Raw genomic sequence first — 1,192 nt, 5'->3', positions numbered from 1 at the left:
ATGGCTAAGGCTAAGTTTGAACGTAATAAGCCACACGTAAACGTGGGCACAATCGGTCACGTTGACCATGGTAAAACTACTTTAACTGCTGCGATTGCAACTATTTGTGCAAAAACTTACGGCGGTGAAGCGAAAGATTACTCACAAATCGACTCTGCTCCTGAAGAAAAAGCACGTGGTATTACAATTAATACTTCTCACGTAGAATACGATTCTCCAATCCGTCACTACGCGCACGTAGACTGCCCGGGCCACGCCGATTATGTTAAAAACATGATTACTGGTGCTGCTCAGATGGACGGCGCGATCCTTGTGTGTGCTGCGACTGACGGTCCAATGCCACAAACTCGTGAACACATCCTTCTTTCACGTCAGGTTGGTGTACCTTACATCATCGTATTCTTAAACAAATGCGACCTTGTTGACGACGAAGAATTACTTGAATTAGTAGAAATGGAAGTTCGTGAACTTCTTTCTACTTATGACTTCCCAGGTGATGACACTCCAGTTATCCGTGGTTCTGCTCTTGCTGCGCTTAATGGCGACGCTGGTCAGTACGGTGAGTCTTCAGTTCTTGCTCTTGTTGAAGCGCTTGACTCTTACATTCCAGAACCAGAACGTGCTATCGACAAAGCATTCTTAATGCCAATCGAAGACGTATTCTCTATCTCTGGCCGTGGTACAGTAGTAACTGGTCGTGTAGAAGCTGGTATCGTGAAAGTAGGCGAATCAGTTGAAATCGTTGGTATCCGTGATACTCAAACAACTACAGTTACTGGCGTTGAAATGTTCCGTAAACTTCTTGACGAAGGCCGTGCGGGCGAGAACTGTGGTGTTCTTCTACGTGGTACTAAGCGTGAAGACGTACAACGTGGTCAAGTACTTGCTAAACCAGGTACAATCAAGCCGCACACTAAATTCGACGCAGAAGTATACGTACTTTCTAAAGAAGAAGGTGGTCGTCATACTCCATTCCTTAACGGTTACCGTCCACAATTCTATTTCCGTACGACTGACGTAACTGGCGCAATCCAATTACAAGAAGGCGTTGAAATGGTAATGCCTGGTGACAACGTTGAAATGTCAGTAGAATTAATCCACCCAATCGCAATGGACCCAGGTCTACGTTTTGCGATCCGTGAAGGTGGTCGTACAGTTGGTGCTGGTGTTGTTGCGAAAGTAACTGCATAAT

At 45.5% G+C, this 1,192-nt stretch carries 1 protein-coding gene; it reads left to right on the top strand.

The genetic code is table 11. The features are described 5' to 3' along the window. On the top strand, window positions 1-1,191 hold the full coding sequence (gene tuf / locus DCO44_RS16530) for an elongation factor Tu (protein ID WP_116763782.1): 1,191 nt from the start codon (window positions 1-3) through the stop codon (window positions 1,189-1,191). Window position 1,192: the final 1 nt, after the last annotated feature.

This window comes from Acinetobacter sp. AM (assembly GCF_003105055.1).
Lineage (GTDB): Bacteria > Pseudomonadota > Gammaproteobacteria > Pseudomonadales > Moraxellaceae > Acinetobacter > Acinetobacter tibetensis.
This window is presented reverse-complemented; position numbering and strand designations above follow the sequence as displayed.